The 24,612-nt window shown below is 62.3% G+C and carries 25 protein-coding genes and 2 tRNA genes; 13 read left to right on the forward strand and 14 right to left on the reverse strand.

The annotated features are described in order from the left end of the window. Positions 1-5 precede the first annotated feature (5 nt). Positions 6-182 carry a hypothetical protein gene (locus AC07XM_RS11925; RefSeq protein ID WP_016487917.1) on the reverse strand — a complete coding sequence of 59 codons (177 nt, stop codon included), beginning with the start codon at positions 180-182 and terminating at the stop codon, positions 6-8. A gap of 222 nt (positions 183-404) precedes the next feature. Here AC07XM_RS11925 and AC07XM_RS11930 point away from each other — a divergent pair, with 222 nt between their 5' ends. Then, positions 405-1,082 carry a peptidase C39 family protein gene (locus AC07XM_RS11930; protein WP_060517213.1) on the forward strand — a complete coding sequence of 226 codons (678 nt, stop codon included), beginning with the start codon at positions 405-407 and terminating at the stop codon, positions 1,080-1,082. A gap of 94 nt (positions 1,083-1,176) precedes the next feature. On the opposite strand, the gene AC07XM_RS11935 is transcribed toward AC07XM_RS11930, so the two are convergent. After that, complete coding sequence (locus AC07XM_RS11935) at positions 1,177-2,460, reverse strand: NAD(P)/FAD-dependent oxidoreductase (RefSeq protein WP_003250557.1); 1,284 nt, start codon at positions 2,458-2,460, stop codon at positions 1,177-1,179. A 202-nt stretch (positions 2,461-2,662) separates the two neighbouring features. Between AC07XM_RS11935 and AC07XM_RS11940 the strand changes: the two genes are divergently transcribed. Both AC07XM_RS11940 and AC07XM_RS11945 read left to right on the forward strand, forming a co-directional pair. Further along, positions 2,663-2,739 (forward strand) — tRNA-Val (locus AC07XM_RS11940). Between the two features lie 171 nt (positions 2,740-2,910). Further along, a tRNA-Val gene (locus AC07XM_RS11945) sits at positions 2,911-2,987 on the forward strand. A 49-nt stretch (positions 2,988-3,036) separates the two neighbouring features. Here the strand turns inward: AC07XM_RS11945 and AC07XM_RS11950 are convergent. From AC07XM_RS11950 to AC07XM_RS11965, 4 genes are read right to left on the reverse strand one after another with little or no spacing between them, the layout of a single operon-like run. Next, a complete protein-coding gene (locus AC07XM_RS11950; RefSeq protein WP_016487911.1) occupies positions 3,037-4,317 on the reverse strand; it encodes a TRAP transporter large permease in 1,281 nt (426 codons plus the stop codon). Beyond that, positions 4,311-4,916 (reverse strand): TRAP transporter small permease subunit, encoded by a 606-nt coding sequence (locus tag AC07XM_RS11955; RefSeq protein WP_102689112.1) that lies wholly within the window; start codon positions 4,914-4,916, stop codon positions 4,311-4,313. The genes AC07XM_RS11950 and AC07XM_RS11955 overlap by 7 nt, the downstream gene beginning before the upstream one ends. 25 nt (positions 4,917-4,941) lie before the next feature. Then, positions 4,942-5,991, reverse strand: a complete 1,050-nt coding sequence (locus AC07XM_RS11960) for a TRAP transporter substrate-binding protein (protein ID WP_082421998.1) — start codon at positions 5,989-5,991, stop codon at positions 4,942-4,944. Positions 5,992-6,040: 49 nt separating this feature from the next. Continuing rightward, positions 6,041-6,712, reverse strand: a complete 672-nt coding sequence (locus tag AC07XM_RS11965) for an RraA family protein (protein ID WP_016487908.1) — start codon at positions 6,710-6,712, stop codon at positions 6,041-6,043. 112 nt (positions 6,713-6,824) lie between these two features. On the opposite strand from AC07XM_RS11965, the gene AC07XM_RS11970 reads away from it, so the two are divergent. Beyond that, entirely contained in the window at positions 6,825-7,724 is a 900-nt protein-coding gene (locus AC07XM_RS11970) for a LysR family transcriptional regulator (RefSeq protein ID WP_016487907.1), read from the forward strand. 82 nt (positions 7,725-7,806) lie between these two features. Here AC07XM_RS11970 and AC07XM_RS11975 read toward each other — a convergent pair whose 3' ends face one another. Genes AC07XM_RS11975 through AC07XM_RS11995 form a run of 5 tightly spaced genes read right to left on the reverse strand, consistent with a single transcriptional unit; the run spans position 7,807 to position 12,304 of the window. Continuing rightward, positions 7,807-8,607: an HpcH/HpaI aldolase family protein gene (locus tag AC07XM_RS11975; RefSeq protein ID WP_023048475.1), complete on the reverse strand. Its 801-nt coding sequence runs from the start codon at positions 8,605-8,607 to the stop codon at positions 7,807-7,809. Between the two features lie 18 nt (positions 8,608-8,625). Then, positions 8,626-9,429 (reverse strand): carbon-nitrogen hydrolase family protein, encoded by an 804-nt coding sequence (locus tag AC07XM_RS11980; RefSeq protein WP_102689113.1) that lies wholly within the window; start codon positions 9,427-9,429, stop codon positions 8,626-8,628. A 51-nt stretch (positions 9,430-9,480) separates the two neighbouring features. Then, the gene (locus tag AC07XM_RS11985) at positions 9,481-10,476 is read right to left on the reverse strand and encodes a TRAP transporter substrate-binding protein (RefSeq protein WP_016487904.1); all 996 of its coding nucleotides are present in this window, start codon (positions 10,474-10,476) and stop codon (positions 9,481-9,483) included. A gap of 29 nt (positions 10,477-10,505) precedes the next feature. Beyond that, positions 10,506-11,789 carry a TRAP transporter large permease subunit gene (locus AC07XM_RS11990; protein WP_102689114.1) on the reverse strand — a complete coding sequence of 428 codons (1,284 nt, stop codon included), beginning with the start codon at positions 11,787-11,789 and terminating at the stop codon, positions 10,506-10,508. Next, complete coding sequence (locus AC07XM_RS11995; protein ID WP_102689115.1) at positions 11,789-12,304, reverse strand: TRAP transporter small permease; 516 nt, start codon at positions 12,302-12,304, stop codon at positions 11,789-11,791. Before AC07XM_RS11995 ends, AC07XM_RS11990 begins: the two co-directional genes overlap by 1 nt. Before the next feature lie 330 nt (positions 12,305-12,634). Here AC07XM_RS11995 and AC07XM_RS12000 point away from each other — a divergent pair, with 330 nt between their 5' ends. Both AC07XM_RS12000 and AC07XM_RS12005 read left to right on the forward strand, forming a co-directional pair. Further along, on the forward strand, positions 12,635-13,204 hold the full coding sequence (locus tag AC07XM_RS12000) for an SPOR domain-containing protein (RefSeq protein ID WP_016487901.1): 570 nt from the start codon (positions 12,635-12,637) through the stop codon (positions 13,202-13,204). Positions 13,205-13,402: 198 nt separating this feature from the next. Then, positions 13,403-13,828 carry a GTP diphosphokinase gene (locus AC07XM_RS12005; protein ID WP_016487900.1) on the forward strand — a complete coding sequence of 142 codons (426 nt, stop codon included), beginning with the start codon at positions 13,403-13,405 and terminating at the stop codon, positions 13,826-13,828. A gap of 3 nt (positions 13,829-13,831) precedes the next feature. Here the strand turns inward: AC07XM_RS12005 and AC07XM_RS12010 are convergent, their stop codons facing one another. Together AC07XM_RS12010 and AC07XM_RS12015 are read right to left on the reverse strand one after the other, a co-directional pair. Beyond that, on the reverse strand, positions 13,832-14,524 hold the full coding sequence (locus AC07XM_RS12010) for an endonuclease (protein WP_102689116.1): 693 nt from the start codon (positions 14,522-14,524) through the stop codon (positions 13,832-13,834). A gap of 6 nt (positions 14,525-14,530) precedes the next feature. After that, positions 14,531-14,773, reverse strand: a complete 243-nt coding sequence (locus AC07XM_RS12015) for a DUF1654 domain-containing protein (protein ID WP_016487898.1) — start codon at positions 14,771-14,773, stop codon at positions 14,531-14,533. Between the two features lie 202 nt (positions 14,774-14,975). Here AC07XM_RS12015 and AC07XM_RS12020 point away from each other — a divergent pair, with 202 nt between their 5' ends. Beyond that, positions 14,976-17,021: a TonB-dependent receptor family protein gene (locus tag AC07XM_RS12020; RefSeq protein WP_102689117.1), complete on the forward strand. Its 2,046-nt coding sequence runs from the start codon at positions 14,976-14,978 to the stop codon at positions 17,019-17,021. A 149-nt stretch (positions 17,022-17,170) separates the two neighbouring features. Here the strand turns inward: AC07XM_RS12020 and AC07XM_RS12025 are convergent, their stop codons facing one another. After that, entirely contained in the window at positions 17,171-18,259 is a 1,089-nt protein-coding gene (locus AC07XM_RS12025; RefSeq protein WP_102689119.1) for an asparaginase, read from the reverse strand. A gap of 398 nt (positions 18,260-18,657) precedes the next feature. On the opposite strand from AC07XM_RS12025, the gene AC07XM_RS12030 reads away from it, so the two are divergent. From AC07XM_RS12030 to rbsD, 6 genes are read left to right on the forward strand one after another with little or no spacing between them, the layout of a single operon-like run. Next, positions 18,658-19,617, forward strand: coding sequence for a sugar ABC transporter substrate-binding protein (locus AC07XM_RS12030; RefSeq protein ID WP_031312265.1), 960 nt, complete (start codon positions 18,658-18,660; stop codon positions 19,615-19,617). A gap of 20 nt (positions 19,618-19,637) precedes the next feature. Further along, the gene (locus tag AC07XM_RS12035; protein ID WP_095115557.1) at positions 19,638-21,191 is read left to right on the forward strand and encodes a sugar ABC transporter ATP-binding protein; all 1,554 of its coding nucleotides are present in this window, start codon (positions 19,638-19,640) and stop codon (positions 21,189-21,191) included. Then, positions 21,188-22,183 (forward strand): ABC transporter permease, encoded by a 996-nt coding sequence (locus AC07XM_RS12040; RefSeq protein WP_060517224.1) that lies wholly within the window; start codon positions 21,188-21,190, stop codon positions 22,181-22,183. Before AC07XM_RS12035 ends, AC07XM_RS12040 begins: the two co-directional genes overlap by 4 nt. Positions 22,184-22,187: 4 nt before the next feature. Continuing rightward, on the forward strand, positions 22,188-23,210 hold the full coding sequence (locus AC07XM_RS12045) for a LacI family DNA-binding transcriptional regulator (protein ID WP_016487892.1): 1,023 nt from the start codon (positions 22,188-22,190) through the stop codon (positions 23,208-23,210). Between the two features lie 15 nt (positions 23,211-23,225). Further along, positions 23,226-24,134: a ribokinase gene (rbsK, locus tag AC07XM_RS12050; RefSeq protein WP_060517225.1), complete on the forward strand. Its 909-nt coding sequence runs from the start codon at positions 23,226-23,228 to the stop codon at positions 24,132-24,134. Beyond that, positions 24,131-24,529 carry a D-ribose pyranase gene (gene rbsD, locus AC07XM_RS12055; RefSeq protein ID WP_016487890.1) on the forward strand — a complete coding sequence of 133 codons (399 nt, stop codon included), beginning with the start codon at positions 24,131-24,133 and terminating at the stop codon, positions 24,527-24,529. The genes rbsK and rbsD overlap by 4 nt, the downstream gene beginning before the upstream one ends. Positions 24,530-24,612: the final 83 nt, after the last annotated feature.

Below are 24,612 nucleotides of genomic sequence, written 5' to 3' on the forward strand. Positions count from 1 at the left end.
AAATCTTAGTGCACCCCGGCTGGCCGTCGTGGCCGTCGCACAGGTTGCGGCTTGGCAGGTACCAGCGGTGGCCGGTGGTGGTGGGAATGGCGCCGCACGATACGCAGCACACCCCACAGCATGGCGGCTGCAACGCTCAGCCACATGCCCACCAGCATGAGGATTGCCATAGTCAGGCTCATCTGTGCCTCCCTCTCCAAGGGCAGCGCTCGGTCAGCCAGCGCTTGCCTTCCAGACACTGCTTTAGTCTAGCCCTTCGCCTGTGACGTTCCATCGAACAAAGGTCTATCCCTGAGTCCGATTCGCTCCAAGCCGCTGTCGGACTATACCCGCGCCGCTGTCGGACCTATGATCGGTGCCAGAGCCGGGCGCTGCCTGCCTGGCGTTGGAACAAGCGAGTGTCCATGCAGCAACATTCCGTCAAAACTGCCCCCCGGCGGCTGCTGGCCGTCTGTCTGATGGCAGCCACCCTGGCTGGCTGTGCCAGCGCACCGCCCGCCAATCTCAAAGGCCTGGCGCAGCGGGTCGAGATCAGCAGCGTGCCGTTCTACCGTGGCAACGCCAACCACAGCGGTGCCATGGCGCTGGCAGCGGTGCTGTCGCAACAGGGCGCGCCGATTACGCCTGGTTTGCTGGACAAGCCGCTGAACCTGCCCCAAGGCGCAGATGCGCTGGACACGGCTATCCCTCGCGTGGCACGTGACTACGGCATGGTGGTATACCCACTGGACAAGCAACTGGACGCGCTATTGACCCAGGTGGCGGCGGGCAACCCGGTGCTGCTGCGTTACGAAGAGGGTTCGGCCTGGTGGGGTGAGCCACGTTATGCGGTGCTGATCGGCTATGACCGCTACAAGCAGCGTGTGCTGCTGCGCTCGGGCATGCACCGGCGGCAGGTGATGGCGTTTGATGACTTTGCCTCGGCGTGGGCAAAGCAGGGGAGTTGGGCGGTGCTGGTGCAGCCACCGCGGCAACTGCCGGCCCAGGTGGATCGCCAGCGCTGGTTGCAGGCTGCGGATGAGCTGGCGCGGGCGGGGCAGGAAATTGCGGCGAAGCAGGCCATCAGCAGCCTGAACAAATAGCGGTGCCAGCTCCCACAGGTAGCGCACTGGGTTCGACGCCTGTGCGGTACCTGTGGGAGCTGGCTTGCCGGCGATAGCGCCAGGCCGGCTTACATCAGAAGCCCAGGCGATCGCGCAGGCTGTAGTACCAGGCGCCAATGGCGCTGAACGGCACGCGCAGCATCTGGCCACCCGGGAACGGGTAGTGCGGCAGGCCGGCGAAGGCGTCGAAACGCTCAGCCTGGCCGCGCAAGGCCTCGGCCAGCACTTTGCCCGCCAGGTGGGTGTAGGTCACGCCGTGGCCCGAGCAACCCTGCGAGTAATAGATGTTGTCGCCGATCCGGCCAACCTGGGGCAGGCGCGACAGGGTCAGCAGGAAGTTGCCGGTCCAGGCGTAGTCGATCTTCACGTTTTTCAGCTGCGGGAAGGCCTTGAGCATTTTCGGACGGATGATCGCCTCGATGTTGGCCGGGTCACGTGCCCCGTACACCACGCCACCGCCGAAGATCAGGCGCTTGTCGCTGGTCAGGCGGTAGTAGTCGAGCAGGTAGTTGCAGTCCTCGACGCAGTAATCCTGCGGCAGCAGGGTGCGCGCCAGTTCTTCGCCCAGGGGTTCGGTGGTGATCACCTGGGTACCGCATGGCATGGACTTGGCGGCCAGTTCCGGCACCAGGTTGCCCAGGTAGGCGTTGCCGGCGACGATGATGAACTTGGCGCGCACTTTGCCTTGCGGGGTGTGCACCACTGGGTTGGCACCGCGCTCGATACGCACGGCCGGGGTTTGCTCATAGATGATGCCCCCCAGCGACTCGACCGCAGCTGCTTCGCCCAAGGCCAGGTTCAGCGGGTGGATATGGCCGCCGCTCATGTCGAGCATGCCACCGATATAGCTGTCGCACGCAACCACTTCACGGATGCGCTTCTGGTCCATCAGCTCGAGCTGGTTGTGGCCGAAGCGTTCCCACAGGCGCTTTTGCGACTCCAGGTGGCCCATCTGCTTGCTGGTGAGGGCGGCGAACACGCCACCGTCTTTCAGGTCGCACTGGATGTTGTATTTGGCCACGCGCTCACGAATGATGCGCCCGCCTTCGAAGGCCATGTGGCCCAGCAGTTGTGCCTGCTTGGGGCCGACGGTGCGTTCGATGACGTCAATGTCGCGGCTGTAGCTGTTGACGATCTGGCCGCCGTTGCGGCCCGATGCGCCGAAACCGACCTTGGCCGCTTCGACGATGCTCACCTTGAAGCCGTTCTCCAGCAGGAACAGGGCGCTGGACAGGCCGGTGTAGCCGGCACCGATGATGCACACATCGGTTTCCACCTCACCCTGCAGCGCCGGACGTGGCGGCACCGGGTTGGCCGAGGCGGCGTAGTAGGACTGGGGGTAGGGGGTGTTAGCCATGCTGCAGGAACCTCGTGTTTTATATTTTTAACGAATGTACCGATGCTATCAATAATAATAAACACCCGCTAGTCGTCTGGTGAAAATCCTTTACGGGGGACCCGCCAGCAGCCTTTATATAAAGGGGTTAAGATTCAGTAGGTTAGCGCAAAAAAAAGTGTTGACAGGGTTTTTGGAATGCGTAGAATGCGCACCACACGACAGGCACATAGCTCAGTTGGTTAGAGCACCACCTTGACATGGTGGGGGTCGTTGGTTCGAGTCCAATTGTGCCTACCAAATCGAAGAAGGGGTGATCCGAAAGGGTCACCCCTTTTTTCATTAGCCATTGCTGTGGGTACCGCAAACTGCGGTAAGGGCACCCAGTGCTCACATTCGAAAGTTTTTGATTTTTCTCAAAAAAAAGCTTTACAGGTACGCATCGGATCACTAATATGCGCACCACACGACAGGCACATAGCTCAGTTGGTTAGAGCACCACCTTGACATGGTGGGGGTCGTTGGTTCGAGTCCAATTGTGCCTACCAAATCCCAAAAAGGGCGATCAGAGATGATCGCCCTTTTTGCATTCTGCCGCTAGAACGCCTTTGGCAGCCACAGCGCCAGTTGTGGGAAGGCAATCAGCAAACCGATCAGCGCGAGCAAAGCCAGGCAGAACGGCAGGGCGCCGTACACCACGTCCATGAAGTTGCCGCGACCACGGATGCTCTGCACCACGAAAAGGTTCATGCCGAACGGCGGGGTGATCTGGCCCATCTCGCACAGCACGATCAGCACCACCCCGAACCACAGCGGGTCAAAGCCCAGGTTGACGACGATTGGCACGATCAGCGGCGCCGTGGTGATGAGCATCGCCAGGGTGTCCATGAAACAGCCGAGCACGATATAGAACACGATGATCGCCAGCAGCGCGGTCGTGGGTGGCAGGTTCAGGTCGGTGACGAAGCTGACCAGGGTGGCGGTCAGCCCGATGGACGCCAGCACGAAGTTGAGGAAGAACGCCGACAAGGTGATGAAGATGATCATGCCGGTGGTGCGCAACGTGGCTTCGAAGGCCTGGCCCAGGCTTTGCCAGGTGAAAGCCCGACGCCACAGGCCCAAGCCCAAGGCGCTGAGTACCCCAAGTGCCGCCGACTCGCTGGCCGTTGCAAAGCCGCTGTAGATCGAGCCGATCACCAGAACGAAGATGGCCAGTGGCGGCAGCAGGTCGGGGATGCAGGCCAGGCGTTCTGCCCAGCGGGTGTGTTCTATGCGCCCACCCAATGGTGGGCGCACCAGGCAGGCCAGCACGATCAGTGCGACGAACAACAGGCTGAGGATGATGCTGGGGATGGTCGCGGCCAGGTATAGCTTGGGCACCGACACGTTGGCAATCAGGGCGAACAGGATCATGTTGATCGATGGCGGAATCAGGATACCCAGCGTGCCGCCAGCGGCGATGGAGCCAAGGAACAGCGGTGCGTTGTAACCTTTGCGTTCCTGCTCTGCGATGGCCAGGGTGGAAATGGTAGCGGCGGTTGCCACGCTGGAGCCGCTGGTGGTGGCAAACAGCGCGCTGGCGCCGATGTTGGCGTTCATCAGCCCGCCCGGCAGCCAGGATAGCCATTTCTCGACCGCCTGGTACATGCGCCCGGCCACTCCCGAACACACCAGCAGTTCACCCATCAGTACGTAGAGGGGGATGGCCACCAGCAGGAATTCGGCGCTGATGTTCCAGGCGATTTCGCCCATGGCATTGCTCAGCGGCAGGGTCGAGAACAACTGCGACAGCGACATCCCCAGCAAGCCGACACTGACGGCCGCGGCCACGCTCAGCGCCAACAGGGTCAGCAGCAGCAACAAGGTGATGCTCAGCATGGCGGGTGCTCCTGGGGAGGGTTGGCGGCGGGGTGTAGCGCTTGCTCGATTTCCTGCTCGACCGTGTTGATACCGATCAGTGCACTGACTGCCCCCCAGCGCCCGCGCAATAAATGCCCCAGGCTCACCAGCGCCAGGTTGAGGAGGGTCAGGGCGAAGAACAGGTAGCCGGCAAACCAGAGGGATTGCGGTATCCATTGCGGTACTTGCAAGGGGGTGTTGGACACTGAACGGTATTCGATGGAGTCCCACAATACATGCCAGGCGTGAAAGACCAAGGTGATGGCCAGCGCGGCCATGCAAGCCAGGGCGAACAGGTCGAGCGCCACCCGTGGTTTCAAGCCAAGGCGAGCGTAGAGGATGTCGACGCGGATGTGCGAACGCGTGAGCAAAGTGACCGGTAACGCCCAGGCGCTGGTGACTGCCAGAACATAGCCGGCAATTTCATCAGCGCCGCCCATGGAGATGCCCACGGTCTTGCGCAAGATCAGGTCGATGCCAATCAGCAGGGCGCAGCCGAGCAGGGCAAAGCCACCCACCCAGGTGCTGGCCTTGGCGATGGCGGTGATGGCCGCCAGGCTGGAACGGGCCGTCTTCATCTCTGTATGCTCCTAGGGAAAGGGTTTATGGGGCCAGGCGCATGCCGATGGCGCGGCCTGCGCTGGCATTCCATTGTTCGACACAACTGGGGCCACAACGCCTGCCCCAGTCGTTGGCGATTTCCAGCGCCATTTGGCGCACGCGCTGCTGTTCTTGCGGGTCGGGTGCCGACGCACTCATGTGCGCCAGATGGTGGATCTGGCAGTCAGGGCTGCCGACATTGCATGCCTTGGCGTACCGGTTTTCCCTGGCCGTCTCCTGCCAAAGGGCATCTTCCAGCACCTTCGACTGCGCCTGCAGCAGTTGCTGCACCTCAGGCGGCAACTGTTGCCAGCGCTTGAGGCCGATACCATAGAAGCCAACCGACCAGTCCACCGGCAGGTCGTACAGGTACCCGGCCACGTCGTACCATTTGGCCGCGTTACCCGAGCCGATACCGGTAATGGCGCAGTCGATGACGCCGGTCTGCATGGCGGTCACCACTTCGGCAAAGGGCAGGGTGACCGGCGCAGCGCCAATCGCTTTGACCAGCTCGGCCATGTTGCGCCCGCGGGTGCGGATTTTTCGGCCTTTGAGGTCGGCCAGCGATTGCACGGGCGCGCGGCAGAAAAACACCTGCGCAGTGTACGGCACGGTGGCCAGCAGCTTTATGCCATGGCGCTCGGCCATACGCTGTTCCAGCACCGGCTTGTAGGCGTCGGCGATGCGGCGGGCCCTGCCGATGTCGGCGGCCATGCCCGGCAGGTCGATGCCTTCGAAGGTAGCATCGTCACCGGCGACGAATGCGAACACGCCCATGCCAATGTCAACCGCGCCAAAGCGCATCAGGCGAATGATTTCCGGGCCCTTGAGGCCGCTCTCCGACAGCCCCAGCAGCTGGGCGGTGACCTTGCCGTGGGAGGCGCTGGGCAAGGAGCCGTTCCAGAACGGCTGTTCAACGGCGCGGAACGTGTAGTTGTGGCTACCACCACCGATCACGTTGAAACGGATTTGCGGGTAGTCCTGCGCCTGGGCGGCCGGGCTGCCCATCAGCACGCCAAGCGCCAGCGGTATGAGCAGGGAGATGAGCTTCACGGTAGGCCTCTTGTTGTTGTTCGGGGGCTACTTCGGGTGCGGTGTGGCGCTATCCGCGAGGGCGGGTCGCCGCCTCGATGGTCGACCGCGACCCGACGATGTCGGGAAACTTCTCGCCCTTGGCCAGCCGTGCGAGGGTGTGCTTTTCGTTGTGCTGGAAGTCGATTGCCCGTTGCGCCAGTTCTACCACCTTGCCTGGGCGCAGGAACACGATGCCGTTCTCGTCTGCCACCACGGCGTCGCCCGGGTACACGATGACCCCGCCGCACTGGATGGCAGTGCAGAACTCGCCTTCGTGGCCGATCACTCGCGTGGTGATGGCACTGGCACCGCGCGACCATACCGGCACGCCGTGCTCGCGCAATTCGCCAAGGTCGGTGACATAGCCGTCGACAATGATCCCGGCTACCCCGGCCTGCTTGGCGGCGTACGCCATGGCCCCACCCAGCGCGGCGGTGATGCGCTCGCCGCAGCGGTCCACGATCAGGAAATCGCCGGGGCGTGCGCAGCCCATGGCGTAGTGCAGGATGCCACCGTCATTGCCGGGCATGCGTACGGTTACGGCAGTGCCCACCGCGCGTACATTCTGCAAGTGTGCCTTGATGTCTGGGTGGGGTATGCCGTGGGTAATGAAATGACCGATAGTTGCCGGTTCCGCATTGATCAGTATTTCAAGTTCGTTGGCGTTAACCGGGGTAGGCAGAGCTTCGATGATATACATAGGGAGTTGTTGTTATGCCGGATGCTTTTTCGAAGGGTTTCGGTCATCCTAACAAGCGCCCTGAACGGTCGATAATAAAAATCCGTAAGCAGTAGCCGGAGCAGTTTTTATCATGCGTATCACGCTGATGCAGATCGAGGCATTCTACTGGACCGCTCGCCTGGGCGGTGTGCACGCGGCCTCACGGCATCTTCACCTGACGCAACCTGCGGTGTCGGCGCGCATCAAGGAAATGGAGTCGTTGCTCAGCGTCAAGCTGTTCGACCGCAGCAAGCAGCGCATGAGCCTCACCGCCGACGGCCACACGGCGCTGCGCCATGCCGAACTGGTACTGAACAACAGCACGCAGCTGGAGCAGTTTGCGGCCCAGCAGAAGCAACACCGGCGCCTGCGCCTGGGTGCAGACGAGTGCTCGGCCATGGTCGGGCTGACTGCGGTGATAAGCGAAATCAAGGCGCACTTCCCGGAAATCACCCTGGAAATCACCATCGATGTGGGCGCCGCGCTCAACCGCAAACTGAACGATCACGAACTGGACATCGCCCTGCTGACCAACCCGGCCACACGCGAGGATGTGACCGATGTGTTCCTTGGCTGGATGACGTTTCAGTGGGTGGCGGCGCGGCACCTGGAGATTGCCGACGGGCCGTTTCTGCCGCAGCAGGCGCGGCAGTATTCGATCGTTACCCACAGCGCGCCGTCGACACTGTATTCGGTGGTGGACCGCTGGTTGCAGGAAAGCGGCTCGGCGAGCCACGCTTTTCATTCCAGCAACTCGCTGGCGTTTATTGCCAAGATGGTATCGGCGGGGCATGCCATTGGCATATTGCCGGTGCCACTGATTCGCGACATGTTGGCGGTGGACATGCTGAAGACATTACCGTGCGACCCGGCGATTCCTGCGGCAAAGTTCTGCCTTTCCTATTTGACTGAACGGCCAGACATGCAACTGGGTGAACTGGTATCGATCATTCGGGCGACACTGGTAAAGCAGAACTTTCTGGTAGATTGATTAGTCCCGAGCCCGCAGGCACCGTAGCAGCCCGAAAACTGCGCGGTGCCTGCAGGCGCCGGTTGTGTGGCGTGTCAGCCGGTCAGGTGAGCGCCTGTTTTACTGCAGCGATATGTTGCCCGGCCTGGTTGAGCCATGACAGATCACTGCCCATCAGCAGCATGTCGCTGCCCATGTCCAGCAAACGCCCGGCGGTGACCCGGTCGGCCGGAAAGCACGGCACCATCACCTTGATCGAGCGGGCGTGGCATTTTTCGATCAGCACCTGCAGGCGTTGCCGCACCTCGGGGTTGCCCAGGCGGTAGTCGACCGGTAGCCCGCGTGAAAGTGAGTAGTCCGCCGGCCCGAAGTGCACTGCATCGATCCCTTCCACATCGAGAATCTCATCGATGTTGTCAAAAAACTCATAGCTTTCGGCCATGGGCACGATCACGCTGCGGTCGTTTTCTGCCTGCGTATAACGCGCCCAGTCGAAACCTGGCCCGGCGAACCCGGCCGAGCGCACCGAGCTGTCGCCACCGCGGCGTCCCAAGGGCGGGAACTTGCTGTAATGGATGATCTGACGCATCTGCGCGGCGTTGTGCACTTGCGGCACGATCACCCCGGCAGCGCCCATTTCCAGGGCCTTGCGTATATCCCACTCCAGCGTGCCCCGCACCCGTACCAGGCTGGGGATTGCAGCGCTGCTGGCGGCCAGCAGCAGTTTTTCCATGTCGCGGTCCACGCCCAGCGCGGTGTGCTCGGCGTCAATGAAGACGAAGTCCAGGCCCCAGTTGCCGGCCACCTCGATGGCCATGCAGGCGGTGCTGTAGATGTTCATGCCGAACGTGGCACCGCGCGCCATGCGGGCCTTCAGCAAGGTGTGTGTAGTGCTTTGGTTCATGTTCGAGGCCGCCTTGGGTCAGATGCGGTAGGTTTCAGGCAGCCGGTCGCGGAACGGGTGCACTTCGAATATGCCCGGGTCACGGATCAGCGATTTGTTGCGGGCCTTGGCCAGGTCGATCTCGGCGGTGTACACGCCGTCTTCCAGGCCGGCGCGCACCAGGGTCTTGCCGGACGGTTCGATGATATGGCTGGTGCCGATGAACTGCATGCCCTCGTCCATGTCGTTGCGGTTGGGAGCAACGAAGTACACCATGTTTTCAGCGGCGCGCACGGTGCTGAAAATGTCCGGCAGCATGCGTGCCTGTTCTGGCCAGGCAGCAGGCAGTACGACGATGTCGGCACCTTCCAGGGCCAGGGTGCGTACCACTTCGGGGAAGCGGATTTCGTAGCAGATGGCCAGGCCGATGCGGCCGATGTCGGTATCGAACACAGGTGTTGCCCAATCGCTGGGGCGGTCGGTGAAGCGGTCGCCGATCATGAATGGCAAGTGGCGCTTGCGGTGCAGGCCGATGATGCCTTGCGCGCCGATCAGCGCGGCGGTGTTGTACACCGAGCTGGCGTGCCGCTCGTAGAAGCCGACCACGATCAGGATGCCGGTCTGCGCCGATACCTCCAGCAGCGGCGCCAGGGCGTCGAGGCTGATGGCGCCGCACTCGAGGTCTTCACGGCTGTCGAACGCGCCGCCGGTGAGCAGGCATTCGGCAAAGGCGATCAGCCGCGAGCCTTCTGCAGCGGTCTGGCGTGCCAGCGTGGCAACCTTGTCGACGGTCAGGGCCGGGTTGCCGGCCACCGGGTGAATCTGGGCTACGGAGATTTTCATGCTGTTCCTTGATGGCAGTTGAAAGGCGCCGCAATGCGCGGCGCGAGGGCGTCACTGTGGCTGGTAGCCCATGGCCTGGTAGACCTTGCTGACCAGTTGGGGATTGATCTGTGCGGCGTACTTGTCGACCACGGGGCGAATCTTGGCCTGGATGCGCGCCACCTCGTCGGGCGGCAGTTGGTTGACTTGCATGCCCGCGCCCTGCAGGTCGGCGATGGCCTTGCTGTCCGCCTCCCGGGAGATGCGCCGTTGTTCCAGCCGCACTTCCTGGGCAACCTCGGTCAGCAGTTGCTGCTCATCCTTGTTGAGGCTGTCCCAGAACGTCTTGCCGATCAGCACAATCTGTGGGTTGTAGTTGTGCCGGGTCAGGCTCAGGTACTTCTGCACCTCGTTGAAGCGTGAGGCGAGGATCAGCGCCGCCGGGTTTTCCTGGCCGTCCACGGTGCCGGTCTCCAGTGCCGTGTGCACCTCGGTGAAAGGCAGCGGCGTCGGGTTGGCACCGAGTGCCGCCCACACGTCCAGGAACAGCGGCGATTGCTGGGCGCGAATCTTCAGCCCGGCAATGTCTTCAAGCTTTTGCACCGGCCGCACATTGTTGGTCAGGTTGCGCTCGCCCAGCTCCCAGAACGCCAGGCCTACCAGATTTTTCGCTGGCAACTGGTCGGTGAGCATCTTGCCTACCTCGCCGTCGAGCATGGCATCGACCTTGGCGGTGTCGGTGTACAGGAACGGGAAGTCGAGGATGCCGAAGTCGGTGATGTGGTTAAGCATCAGCCCGGCGTTCCAGGTCATCATTTCCACCACGCCACCCTGTAAGGAAGACAGCACCTGTACGTCGCCGCCCAGGACACCGTTGGGGAAGGTGCGCACCTTGATCTTGCCTTCGCTGCGCTCCTGAACCTTCTTGGCGAACAGTTCCATGCCGATGGCCGGTGGCGTGCCTTTGGGGCTGGTGGCGGCGAACTTGATGACGCGGGCGTTGTAGTCGGCGGCCATGCTCAAGCTGCTGGACAGCAACAGGGCGGCGATGAGGGCGAGTTTCTTCATGGACAGTACCTTTATTGTTATAGGGGGGATCAATGCCCGAACCACTGGGCGGGAACGGTGACCAGTTCGGGGAAGATGACCAGCAGGAACAGCACGATGATTTCCGCGATCAGGAACGGGAACGTGCCTTTGAGCAGTGCCTCGTAACGCATGCGACCGATGCCGCAGACCACGTTGAGCACCGTGCCCACCGGCGGGGTGATCAGGCCGATCGAGCAGTTGATCATGAACAGCACGCCGAAATAGATTGGGTCGATGTTCGCAGCGGTCACCACCGGTACCAGGATTGGTGCGAGCAGCAAAATGGTGGGGGTGAGGTCCATGACCATGGAAATCACCAGGATCAGCAGCATCAGCACTACGATCAGCAGCCGCGGGTTGTCCATCACTGGCTGGATCAGGTCGATGATTTGCCCGGGGATGTCGGCGATGGTAATCATCCAGGCCGGGATCGAAGCGGCAGCTACCAGGAACATCACGGCAGCGGTGGTCTTGCCGGCGCGCAGCAGCAGTTGGTTGAGCGACTTGAGGCTGAGCTCGCGGTAGATCAGCGACGACACCAGCAGGGCATAGACACTGGCCACCGCACCGGCCTCGGTCGGGGTGACCACGCCAAAACGCAGGCCGACGACGATGATCACCGGCAGCATCAGCGCCCAGAAGCTGTCCACCAGGGCCTTGAGGCGCTCCTTGCCGCTGGCCTTGGGGCTCAGTTGCACATCGTTGTTACGCCGCGACATCAGCCACCAGGCCACCACCAGTGCGGCGGCGATCATCAGCCCCGGGGCGATGCCGGCGAGGAACAGCTTGGTGATCGACAGCCCCGAAGCCACGCCCAGCACAACGAAACCGATACTGGGTGGAATGATTGAACCCAGCACCGACACCGATGCGATCAGGCCCCCGGAGCGGTCACGGTTGTAGCCGGCGATGACCATCATCGGCAGCAACAGGGCGGTCAGCGAGGCGGCGTCGGCCAAGGCCGAACCGGACAGGCTCGACAGCAGCACGCCGGCAAAAATGGTGACGTAGCCAAGCCCGCCGCGCAGGTGGCCGACCAGGGTGATGGCCAGCTTGATGATGCGCTTGGACAAGCCGCCGCTGTTCATTACCTCGCCAGCGATGATGAACAGCGGAATTGCCAGCAGCGGGAAGCTGCCGGCCGAGTTGATGATGTTCTGCGCGATGATCTGGCCATCGAACAGGCCCAGCAGCCACATCAACGCCACGCCGCAAAGGATCAGGGCATAGGCGATGGGGGCGCCGATTAGGATGGCGGCCATCAGCACGCCGACGAAAACAGACAGGGCCATTATTCGACTGCTCCATCTTTGAGCGAAGTTTCGGTCTGGGCGGGCGCCGGGAGGGTGCCCGTCAGGTTCCTGACCAGCTGGGTGCAGATCAGCAGCGCGCTGAGGATGCAGAACACCAGGCCCGCGCCGTAGAACAGCGCCATGGAAATACCCGTGGAGGGAGCACCGACATGCAGGTTGATCAGGGTCTGCTTCCAGCTGCCGTCGAGAAACAGCCAGGTCACATACAGCATCAGCAGTTGTGTCAGTGCCAGCAGCCAGCGGGCCACGCCAGGCGAGACGCGTCGGGTGACGATGTCGACGCCGATGTGGCTGTGTTCGTGCAGCATCAGCTGCGCGCCAGCAAACACCAGCCATACAAACGCCAGGCGGGAAATCTCTTCGCTGAAGAACAACCCTGAATTGAAGCCATAGCGCAGCACGACGTTGGTGAAGATCAGGCAGGTGATGCCGACCAGACAACCTACCACCAGCGTCTTGAGGATGATGAAGTAACCATCGACCAGGGTTTTCATGGCGCCTCCTGAGGCAGAGCTGCCCAGGAAGCGCCAAAAGCGCCCGGTGCGATCATGCGGACGCGAGCATCCACCTGTATGTATGAGCGGGACATGGGTTCACCTTTATTATTATTCGACATACGTCGTCGTATGACTGCCCCGATTCTTCTACGAAACGCCCGGCTTGCGCTGCCTCAAGTTTTTTATCAGCGGGATAAGAAATGGCGATCAGCGCAGACGCAGCGGGTTGTTGTCCTATGACTTGGTTGCAAGGTGTAACGTATGGTCGCGGTTCTTGCGCATGGCCCTCGTGCTAGAATCCGCCCCTTCGAATCTGGAGGTACACGCGTGCGCAAACTGGCTGTGGTAATGGCAGTGCTTGCCCTGGCGGGCTGTGAAAACGAGGTCGAAGGCGTGCACAAGCAGGTGGCCGAACACCTGCATAACCCCAAAACCGCCAAGTTCGGCAACGTGCGGATCGACACACAGGGCACCATCTGCGGCCAGGTTCGCGGCAAGGACGATGCCGGGCAGTACGAAGCCTACCGCAGCTATGTGGCGATCAAGCGTGACGGCCAGTACGACATCATCGTCGACGACACCGGCAACAACCTGCGCATCCGCGAGGTGTGCGGCGGCGCCGATCTGCAGCGCCGTGCCGATGCACTGGCTGGCCAGCCGGCACCCGAGGGCTGGGACGTGGAAGTGATCCAGGGTGCCAACATGGGCGCGCTGAGCGACATGACCGCGCGGCTCATCGAGAAGGGTATCCCGTCTTCGGTGGAATACCGCAACGGCAAGCCGGTGGTGCTGATGGGGCCGTTCCCAACCCGTGAAGAAGCTCAAGCGCGCAAGGACGAAGTGATGGCCAAGCTGGGCACCGATTCGGTGGTCATCCAGCATGGCGCAACCCGCTAGAACTGCAGCAGTGGGTGGGAGCCCGGTGCCTTCGCGGCAGTTGTGGGAGCGGGCATGCCCCCCCCCCCCCCCACAACTGTTGCCGTCATAAGGCCCCGCCAACTGGGTGTGTGCAGCTTTGTGAGGCGTGTGTTAGACATTGTTCACACAAGTTTGGCTATGCTTGGGTTGGAAGATGCCGAACGGGGGAGGGGCCTCATGTCTACACTGGAGCGGGCCATTGCCGTGGCCGCCAGGGCGCATGAAGGGCAATACGACAAGGGCGGGGTGGCGTATATTCTCCACCCGCTACGCGTGATGATGCGGGTGTCCACACCCGAGCAACGTATTGTCGCAGTCCTTCACGATGTGATCGAGGACACCCCGCTGACCGTGTCCGACCTGGCGCGCGAGGGTTTTACCCTGAAAATCCTTGCCGCCTTGCTGGCACTCAGTCGCCGTGAGGGCGAGCCGTACCAGGATTTCGTGGTACGCCTGGGCGATGACCCGTTGGCGCGAACCGTCAAGTTGGCCGACCTGGCCGATAACAGTGACCTTTCACGCATTCCTTGCCCTGGCCCCGCCGACCTGGCCCGGCTGGCCCGTTACCGGGAAGCCAGCGCCTATCTCCAGGCACTGGCCTGAGGCTCAACCGCACGCCTTGAGGTTGACTGGCCCGACAAACTCGTTTCCCCGCCCCATCACGCAGGCGACCTGTTGGTTGCGTTGCTGCTCCCAAACCTGCGGCGGGTAGGTCTTGTTCCAGGCCTCGAACAACTGGCGGTCCTGTTTGGACAGGCGCAGGTTGTACTGCTTGCTCATGTAGAAGTAGGTGCGGGCGATCATGCCGCGAATCGACGGGCGCGGCATCACTTTCCTGCCCTTGAAGTCGACCTGGGTCAGGCAGCTACCGTACTGGCCGCGTTGTTCCGGCAACCAGCCGAAACTGAAGTTGCTGCGGTCGCCGTTGACCTCACCGATGCTGGGCACCAGGTTGTGCAGGTCGGCTTCGGCGCGTTTGTACACTTCGTCATGCTGCGCGCACTGCTTGCGACCGCCGCTCTGCCAGCATTGGCGCTGATGGCCAATTTGCCAGGCAGGCACGATGTGTTCCCACTCGATGCGCGACGCGCGCTGGGCATTCTTGCGTGGGGCATAGCCGCAGGACGCCAGGTCGACCTTGTTGCCCTTGTATTTGCACCCGCAATAAAACTCGGTCGATTGCGGGGCATAGAGCTTCCAGGCGACCTTCTTGGCCTCCTGGAAGGTGCGTGGGGCATCGGCTTGAACAAGCGGCGTGGTCAGTAACAGGCAGGCTGCCGCGAAAAGCGAAACTCTCATGCGCGGTCAGTCTTCCTTCGGCACAGTCCAGAAAATCTGCACACCGCCATCGTCGCGGTGGGCGAGGGTCACGTTGTCGTTTTCTGCGATCTCCTCCAGCAAGCTTTCCCAGTCTTCCGGGCTTTCCTGTTCCAGGCGGAAGATCAGCGCCGCACGGCTGCGCTGTGCGGTGGGGCTGTTGATGATCTTCTGGATGCGTACACCCAGCTGTTCATAGCTGCTCGGAGTGGCGGAGGCGGTGCTGGACACAGGAAATTCCTTATTTTTGCTGTATGTGCATACAGTATTTCAGCGTAAGTAAATTCGCAACAGCTTGTCAGGAAAAAAACCACCGTTCGCGCTGGCGCTGCCGGTCTGGTGTAATACCGGCAATTTCCGGAAGCTGCGCATGTATCGATTTCTTTCTCGTTTTCCTTCATCTACAAGTCTGGTCCTGCTGTTTGCAGGTGGCATGAGCGTTAATGGCAGTGCCAAGGCCAGTTCACCCGATGTCGTCGTCATGGCACCGCTGGTGGTGACCGGTGCCTATGCCCCCACCAGCACATTCGACCTGCCGTTTTCGGTGGATACCGTTGACCTGTCCCACGGCACCGATGGCCAACTTGGCGTCAACCTGTCAGAAGTGCTGAGCAAAGTCCCTGGGCTGGTGGTGCAGAACCGTCAGAACTATGCGCAAGACCTGCAGATTTCGTCGCGGGGCTACGGTGCACGCTCGGCCTTCGGCGTGCGTGGCATCAAGCTGCTAAGCGACGGCATACCGGCCAGCACGCCCGACGGGCAAGGGCAGGCCGCCACGCTGAACCTGGATGTGGCCGACCGTATTGAAGTGCTGCGCGGCCCGGCAGCGACACTGTATGGCAGCAACGCCGGTGGTGTGATCCAGATGTTTACCCGGGACGGGCAGGGGCCTGCGCGCGTGGGTGCCGAAACCACCTTCGGCAGCGACGGCTTCAACAAGAATCACCTGTCGGCAGAGGGCGGGAACGACACCGCAGGGTTCGTGCTGGATGCCTCGCGCCTGGATACCGATGGCTATCGCGACCACAGTGCCGCACGCCGTGACCAGACCTTCGCCAAGGTCAACTTCAAGCCCGACGACGACTCGCGCATGGCGCTGATCTACAGCAGCCTGGAGCAGAACAACACGCAGGACCCGCTGGGGCAGACCTGGGATGCCTACAAGCATGACCCACGTTCCACGGCAGCAGTGGCCGAAACCTACAACACCCGCAAAAGCATCGACAACCAGCAACTGGGCATGAACTACGAACGCTACTTTGGCGATGCCACGCTGCAGTTCAACCTGTACGCGGGGCGACGCAGCGTGGTGCAGTATTTGTCCATCCCCAAATCGGTGGCCTCCAACAGCCAGCGTGGCGGCGGGGTCGTTGACTTCGACCGCGAGTTCCACGGCGGCACCCTGCGCTGGATACAGCCGGTTGCGAATGTGCCCGGCAACCTAACCTTCACGGTCGGCGCCGATTACGACCAGAGCAAGGACGACCGACGCGGTTATCAGAATTTCAGCGGTGACCAACTGGGCCTTAAAGGTGAGTTGCGCCGCGACGAGAAAGACACCGCTACCAGCCTGGACCCTTACCTTCAGGCGCATTGGGAAATCGGCAACTGGACCAGTGAGCTGGGGCTGCGCTACAGCACCATGGAAATGCGTGTCGACGACCACTACTTGGCCAACGGTGACTCCAGCGGCTCGAAGAAGTATCAGCAGGCCACGCCATCGCTGTCGGTGATGTACGCGTTCACGCCTGATCTGCGCGGTTACGTGAGCGTCGGCAAAGGCTTCGAAACCCCCGCGCAGGCCGAAATGGCCTATGCGCCAGGTGTGCTCGAAAGCTTCAACTTCGGCCTCAAGCCCGCCACCAGCATGCAGTACGAATTGGGTGTGAAGTACCGGCTTGGCGAGCGCACGCGCCTGAATGCAGCGGTGTACGAGATTCATACCGATGACGAAATCGTCGTCGCCAGCGCTACGGATGGTCGAACCAGCTATCGCAATGCGGGGCGTACTGTACGACGCGGCTTTGAGGCGAGCCTGCAAAGTGACTTGAGCCAGCAGTGGCAGACCACCTTGGTGTATACCCGCACTGATGCCCGCTATGCCGACGACATCAGCCAGACCATCCAAAGTGGCAACCGCCTGCCAGGTGTGCCGCTGGACAACCTGTATGGCGAGCTGGTCTGGAAGCCAGTGTCGTCCATCAGCATGGGGGTTGAAGGGCAGTACCGCAGTAAGGTGTATGTGGACGACAGCAACAACGCCAAGGCCGCACCTGCGTATGCGGTATTCAACTGGCGGACCCGGTTCGAGCAACATGTGGGGCCTTGGACGTTCCACCAGCTGGTGCGGCTGGACAACCTGTTTGACCGGCAGTATGTAGGCTCGGTCATTGTCGGCGACGGCAACGGGCGTTACTACGAGGCAGCGCCCGGGCGGTCGTGGTATGCGGGGGCGGGGTTGGAGTACCGGTTCAGGTAGCTGGCAACATCCTGACGAAGCATGCAGTGCGGTGAATGGCGGGGTGAACCCGATCTCATGGAATAAACGCTAACTCGGTGCCTTAGCAGGGGGGCAGTGGGAGCGGGCTTGCCCGACGCAAGGCCGCTCCCACAGTGGGCGCGAGGTACTCAGTATTCCCAGAAGATCCGCTGCAGCTCTTTGCTGTCCTGGGTCTTGGTCATGGCGACCATCTCCAGAATACGAGCCTTCTGCGGGTTCAGGTCGTGGGCTACTACCCAGTCGTTCTTGTCATCCGGCTGTTCGGCATTGCGCAGCACAAAGCCACCCTGGTTGACGTGCGACGAACGGATGATCTGCACGCCGTTCTTGCGCAGCTCCTGCAACGCCGGCACCACCCGCGACGACACCGAACCGTTGCCGGTACCGGCGTGGATCAGCGCCTTGGCACCGTTCTGCGCCAGTGCCTTGTAAGCGGTGTCGGTCACGTTGCCATAGCCATAGGCAATGTCCACCTGTGGCAGGCTGCTGATCTGCTTGATGTCGAACTCGGAATTGACCGTGTGGCGCTTGGCTGGCAGGCGGAACCAGTAGGACTTGCCTTCTACCACCATGCCCATTGGGCCCCAGGCGCTCTTGAAAGCTTCGGTCTTGATGTTGACTGACTTGCTCACGTCACGGCCCGACTGGATCTCGTCGTTCATGGTCACCAGCACGCCCTTGCCGCGCGACTGCTTGTCGCCGGCCACGGCCACGGCGTTGTACAGGTTGAGCATGCCGTCGGCAGACATGGCGGTGCCCGGGCGCATCGAGCCGACCACCACGATTGGCTTGTCGGTCTTTTCCACCAGGTTGAGGAAGTAGGCGGTTTCTTCGAGGGTGTCGGTGCCGTGGGTAATGACGATACCGTCGACGTCCTTGCTCTCGGCCAGTTCGGCAACCCGCTTGCCAAGCTTGAGCAAGTCCTCGTTGGTGATGCTTTCAGAGGCGATCTGCATCACCTGCTCGCCGCGTACGTTGGCGATGTCGGCCAGTTCCGGCACGCCGGCAATCAGCTTGTCGATGCCCAGCTTGGCAGCCTGGTAGGTGGCGCTGTTGGCCGCGCTGGCGCCGGCGCCGGCAATGGTGCCGCCAGTGGCGAGGATGACGACGTTGGCCAGTTTCTGCTGGGTTTCGGCTTCTTTGGCAGAGGCGGTGGCTGGCAGGATCAGCAGCAGGGCGAGTGCGCTGGGGGCGAAGGTTTTGAGTGCGGCGTTCATCATTATTGTTCTCTCTTCCTAATGAGATTGTTGTTATTTCGCACAGAGCGGTAGGCATATTTCGTACCAAGCCATCGTGCGCCCCTTGTAGGGGCGGCCTTGCGTCGCGATGGGCTGCGTAGCAGCCCCGACAATATGGGGTGTTGCACCTAAAACGGAGCCGCTACGCGACCCTTTCGCGACACAAGGACGTTCCTGCAAGAGACAATGTTCCATTCGTAATTCCGAACAAGCATAGGAAAGGCTGTTCGGTTTTCCGGAAAAAACTGCATAATCGGCTCCAGCAGCATCTGCCTTCGACAGCCAAACGGATTTGACAAACGCCGGTCTTGTTTCCATAGTTAGCCAACGCAAACGTTTGCGATCCGATAAAAAAACAAGATTCGGAGTCATCGTCCATGAAACTGCCGTTCCCCGGTCGTCTGCTGGCCCTCGCTGTCGTTTCCTCCCTTTCACTCGCACTTCCCCTGGCTGCCGCTCACGCCGAAGACAAACCCAAAGTCGCTCTGGTGATGAAGTCACTGGCCAACGAATTTTTCCGCACCATGGAAGACGGCGCCAAGGACTACCAAAAAAGTCACGCCGACGAATTTGAGCTGATTGCCAACGGCATCAAGAACGAGACCGACACCGGCGAGCAGATTCGCATTGTCGAACAAATGGTCAATGCCGGCGCCAAGGCGCTGGTGATTGCCCCGGCTGATTCCAAGGCGCTGGTGTCGGCGGTGAAGAAGGCCATGGACCAGGGTGTGGTGGTGATCAACATCGACAACCGCCTGGACCCTGATCTGCTCAAGAGCAAAGGCATCAGCGTGCCGTTCGTGGGCCCCGACAACCGCAAAGGCGCGCGCCTGGTCGGCGACTACCTGGCCAGCCAGAAGCTCAAGGCAGGCGACCAGGTGGGCATCATCGAAGGGGTCCCGACCACCACCAACGCCCAGCAGCGCACCGCCGGTTTCAAGGACGCCATGGACGCCGCAAAGATGGAAATCGTCTCGGTACAAAGCGGCAATTGGGAAATCGACAAAGGCAATGCCGTCGCCGCCTCCATGCTTAACGAATACCCCGACCTGAAGGCCTTGCTGGCCGGCAACGACAGTATGGCCCTGGGCGCCGTATCGGCCGTGCGCGCCGCCGGCAAGGCCGGCCAGGTGCAAGTGGTGGGCTACGACAACATCAACGCCATCAAGCCGATGCTTGCCGATGGTCGCGTGCTGGCCACCCTCGACCAGGCCGCCAGCCAGCAAGCGGTGTACGGCATCCAGGCTGCGCTGAAAATGGTCAAGGGCGAGAAACCGGATGTGGATGCCGACAACGTCATCCAGACCCCGGTCCAACTCATCACCAAGAAGCCCTGATGCTGCCAGGAGACACGGCCATGCCTGCATCGGCCAATGAAGTGGTGCTCGCCGCCAACGGCCTGGGCAAGACGTACGCCCAGCCGGTGCTGGGCGAAGTCAGCCTGAACCTGCGGGCTGGCGAAGTACTGGCCCTGACTGGCGAGAACGGCGCGGGCAAGAGTACGCTTTCCAAGCTCATCAGCGGCCTGGAGGCGCCCACCACCGGGCACATGACCTACCGCGGCCAGGCATACGCGCCCGGCAGCCGCAGCGAGGCCGAGCGCCTTGGCGTGCGTATGGTCATGCAGGAGTTGAACCTGCTGCCCACGCTGACCGTGGCGGAAAACCTGTTTCTCGACAACCTGCCCAGCCGCTTTGGCTGGATCAGCCAAAAGCGCCTGCGCCAGCTGGCTACGGCCGCCATGGCCCAGGTCGGGCTTGACGCCATCAACCCGGACACCCCGGTCGGCGAACTGGGCATAGGCCATCAGCAGATGGTCGAAATTGCCCGCAACCTGATCGGTGACTGCCATGTGCTGATCTTCGATGAACCTACCGCCATGCTCACCGCGCGCGAGGTGGAGTTGCTGTTCACCCAGATCGAGCGCCTGCGCGCGCGGGGCGTGGCCATCGTGTATATCTCGCATCGCCTCGAAGAACTGCAGCGCGTGGCCCAACGCATCGTTGTGCTGCGCGATGGCAAGCTGGTGTGCGACGAGCCGATCCAACGCTACAGCAGCACCGAGCTGGTCAACCTGATGGTCGGCCGCGAGCTGGGCGAGCATATCGACCTGGGCCGCCGGCAGATCGGTGCACCGCTGCTCAAGGTCGACAAGCTCAGCCGTGCGGACAAGGTGCGCGAAGTGTCATTCGAGGTGAGGGCAGGGGAGATCTTCGGCATATCCGGCCTGATCGGCGCCGGCCGTACCGAGCTGTTGCGCCTGATCTACGGTGCCGATCGCGCCGACAGCGGCTGCATCGCGCTGGGCCTGCCGCCGCAGCCGGTAAGTATCGACTCGCCCAAAGCCGCGGTGCGCGCTGGTATCGCGCTGATCACCGAAGACCGCAAAGGCGAGGGCCTGCTGCTGACGCAGTCGATCAGCGCCAACATCGCCCTGGGCAACCTGGGTGCGGTATCGCGGGCCGGCGTGCTCGACGGCGAGGCGGAACAGGCTTTGGCCGAACGCCAGATCCAGGCCATGCGCATTCGCAGTGCCGGCGCGCAACAAGTGGTGGGCGAGCTGTCTGGCGGTAATCAGCAAAAAGTGGTGATTGGCCGCTGGCTGGAGCGCGACTGCCAGGTGCTGCTGTTCGACGAGCCCACCCGTGGCATCGATGTGGGTGCCAAATTCGATATCTATGGCCTGTTGGCCGAGCTGGCGCGCCAGGGTAAGGCCCTGGTGGTGGTGTCCAGCGACCTGCGCGAGCTGATGTTGATCTGCGACCGCATCGCGGTGCTGTCCGCCGGCCGCCTGATCGACACCTTCGAACGTGACCATTGGAGCCAGGATCAGCTGCTTGCGGCCGCCTTTGCCGGCTATCAGAAACGTGACGGAATGCTGCACGGTGCAGCCCCCAGGATGGACGCATGAAAACCACCCCGCTCGATAGCCAAGGCGCCGCCCCTGTGCGCCGCAGTGGCACGTACTTTGGCCTGGGCACCTACCTGGGCCTGGCCGCCGCCTTGCTGGCCATGATTGTGCTGTTCTCGTTTCTTAGCAGCCACTTCTGGTCGTACAACACCTTCAGTACCCTGGCCAACCAGATCCCCGACCTGATGGTGCTGGCCGTGGGCATGACCTTCGTGCTGATCATTGGTGGCATTGACCTGTCGGTGGGCTCGGTGCTGGCGTTGGCGGCTTCTGCAGTGAGTGTGGCAATCCTCGGCTGGGGCTGGGGCGTGCTGCCCTCGGCGCTGCTGGGCATGGCCGTGGCCGCGCTGGCCGGCAGCATCACCGGCGGCGTTACCGTGGCCTGGCGCATCCCGTCGTTCATCGTCTCGCTCGGGGTGCTGGAAATGGCCCGCGGCCTGGCCTACCAGTTCACCGACTCGCGCACCGCCTACATCGGCGATGCCTATGCCTGGTTCTCCAACCCGGTTGCCTTTGGTATTTCGCCAGCATTCATCATCGCCTTGCTGGTGATTGTGCTGGCCCACCTGGTGCTGACCCGCACGGTGTTCGGCCGTTACCTGATCGGCATTGGGACCAACGAAGAAGCCGTACGCCTGGCAGGCATCGACCCGCGCCCGTACAAAGTGCTGGTATTCGCCCTGATGGGGCTGCTGGCAGGCCTGGCCGCGCTGTTCCAGATATCGCGCCTGGAAGCAGCCGACCCCAACGCCGGCTCCGGCCTGGAGCTGCAGGTGATCGCCGCCGTGGTGATTGGCGGTACCAGCCTGATGGGTGGGCGCGGCTCGGTCATCAGCACCTTCTTTGGCGTACTGATCATTTCCGTGCTGGCCGCCGGGCTGGCGCAGATTGGCGCCAGCGAGCCGACCAAACGCATCATTACCGGGGCGGTCATCGTCATCGCCGTGGTACTCGACACTTACCGCAGCCGGCGTGCAGGCCGGCGGAACTGACTATATGGCAACCATCAAAGACGTCGCGGCATTGGCGGGCATTTCCTACACCACCGTGTCCCATGTATTGAACAAGACCCGGCCGGTCAGCGAACACGTGCGGCAGAAGGTTGAAGCCGCCATTATCGAGCTGGACTACGTGCCCAGCGCGGTGGCGCGTTCACTCAAGGCGCGCAGCACAGCCACCATCGGCCTGCTGGTGCCCAACAGCGTCAACCCGTACTTCGCCGAGCTGGCACGGGGCATTGAAGATGCCTGCGAACGCAACGGCTACTGTGTGATTTTGTGCAACTCCGACGATAACCCACAGAAGCAGCGCAGTTACCTGCGCGTGCTGCTGGAAAAGCGCATCGATGGCCTGGTGGTGGCCTCGGTGGGCCAGGACAGCGACCTGCTGCAAAGCCTGGCCTGCGTGCGCACGCCCATGGTGATCGTCGACCGTGAGCTGGAAGGCGTGGATGCCGACCTGGTGCGCATCGACCACGAGCACGGCGCCTACCTGGCTACCCAGCATCTGCTAGAGCTTGGCCACCGCGACGTCGCCTATATTGGCGGCCCCGCCGAAACCGGGGTTACCCAGCTGCGCCTGAACGGCTTCCGCCGTGCCATGGCCGAAGCCGGCGTGCCGGTACTGGGCAGCCGTGTGCTGCACTGCGACTTCACCAGCCCGGGTGGGCATGCGGCAGCGGCGCAGGTACTGGAGGGCAAACGGCCCACGGCGATTTTTGCCGGCAACGACATGATCGGGTTTGGCGTGCTGCGTGCGGCAGCCGAACGCAATATCAGCGTGCCGGGCGAGCTGTCGGTGATCGGTTTCGACGACATCGAGCTCAGCCGCTATGTGTACCCGCCGCTGACCACGGTAGGCCAGTCGATTCGCGAGCTGGGCGAGAGCGCCGCCTCTTTGCTGCTGTCGCGTATCGGCACACCGCGCCAAGGTGCGGCGGAGCAACGCATCGTTGCGCCGCGCATCGTACTGCGTGAGTCCACCGGGCCGCGCCCGGACCTGTTCAACGATTACCGCTAACGCTAAGGAAATGTCATGAATGCCAAGGTTGTGGTGGTCGGCAGCCTCAATATGGACCTGGTGGCTCGCGCCCAGCGCCTGCCCCGGGCCGGCGAAACACTCCCCGGCGATAGCTTTTTCACCGTGCCGGGCGGCAAGGGCGCCAACCAGGCCGTGGCGGTGGCACGGCTGGGCGGTAGCGTGGCAATGATCGGCAATGTGGGTGACGATGACTATGGCCGGCAACTGCATCGGGCCCTTTATGTCGAGGGCATCGATTGCCAGGGCGTCAGCACGTGCCCAGGGGTATCCAGCGGTGTGGCACTGATTACCGTGGATGCTGCCAGCCAGAACTGCATTGTCATCATTCCTGGCGGCAACGGCCTGCTGACGCCGCACTCGGTACAGCGCTTCGATGCGCTGCTGCAGGCAGCCGAGGTGGTCATCTGCCAACTGGAAGTGCCGGCCGACACCGTGGCCTGGACCCTGGCCAGGGCCCGTGAACTGGGCAAGCAGGTGATCCTGAACCCGGCGCCGGCCACCGGGCCCTTGCCGGCGGGCTGGTTTGCCTGCATCAATTACCTCACACCTAACGAAAGCGAGGCCGAAGCCCTGACCGGCGTGGCTGTTACGGACCAGGACAGTGCGCGGCGTGCTGGCGAGCGCTTGCTGCAACTGGGGGCGGGTAAAGTGATCATCACCCTGGGCGCGCAAGGGGCCTTGCTGGTGACTGCCCAAGGTCATCAGCACTACCCGGCGCCGGTGGTGCAGCCGCTGGACACCACCGCTGCTGGTGATACTTTCATCGGTGGCTTTGCTGCCGGGCTGGTGCGGGGGCTGGAGGAGGGCGAAGCCATTGCCTTTGGCCAGCGTGCCGCAGCCTTGTCGGTTACCCGTGCTGGCGCCCAGCCGTCGATCCCTTACCTGGCGGAGCTGACACCATGAAGAAAACCCCCTTGCTGAACGTTGCCCTGTCGCGGGTCATTGCCGGCATGGGGCATGGCGATATCCTGGTGATCGGCGATGCCGGGCTGCCGGTGCCACCAGGCGTGGAACTGATCGACCTGGCCATCACGCCCGGTCTGCCGGATTTCGCCAGCGTGTTGCGGGCGGTGCTGAGCGAGCTGCAGGTAGAGCGGCATGTGCTGGCTGAAGAAATGCAGAAAGTGGTGCCGCCAGCGCTGATCGAAATCGAGCGGCTGAAGGGCAAGCTGGGCAAGCGCGAATGGCTGAGCCATGAGGATTTCAAGGTGTTGTCGCGCAGTGCCCGTGCAGTGGTGCGTACCGGTGAGTGCCAGCCTTACAGCAACATCGCCCTCATCTCCGGCGTCACTTTCTGACAGCCACCGCGCTTTTTGTAGGAGCGGCCTTGTGCCGCGATGGGGCGCGAAGCGGCCCCAGATTTTCAGCTTCGCAGCAAAAC

It is taken from the genome of Pseudomonas sp. GW460-LB5, assembly GCF_059423245.1.